Below are 269 nucleotides of genomic sequence, written 5' to 3'. Positions count from 1 at the left end.
CAGCTGACGAATACTAATCGGTCGAGGGCTTATCCAATAAGTCTTCCGGAGTTCTCTTCGGAAGCGACTAAGGTTTGACTACCAGTGAAGATATATCTTTTAGAAGCGACTTTTGGCGCAGTCAACGGAGCGAGAAAAGATATATCGGAACACTTTGTTTCGATCCAGTTTTCAGGGTGCAAGCCTTGAATATATTCCCTGATAGCTCAGTTGGTAGAGCACTCGACTGTTAATCGAGTTGTCACAGGTTCGAGTCCTGTTCGGGGAGC

1 tRNA gene is annotated in these 269 nt (G+C 46.1%); it reads left to right on the top strand.

Annotated features, from left to right (window positions below):
• Positions 1 to 195 precede the first annotated feature (195 nt).
• A tRNA-Asn gene (locus KQX66_RS37100) sits at positions 196 to 268 on the top strand.
• Position 269: the final 1 nt, after the last annotated feature.

The organism is Paenibacillus oleatilyticus (genome assembly GCF_018998565.1).
Classification (GTDB): domain Bacteria; phylum Bacillota; class Bacilli; order Paenibacillales; family NBRC-103111; genus Paenibacillus_G; species Paenibacillus_G oleatilyticus.
This window is presented reverse-complemented; position numbering and strand designations above follow the sequence as displayed.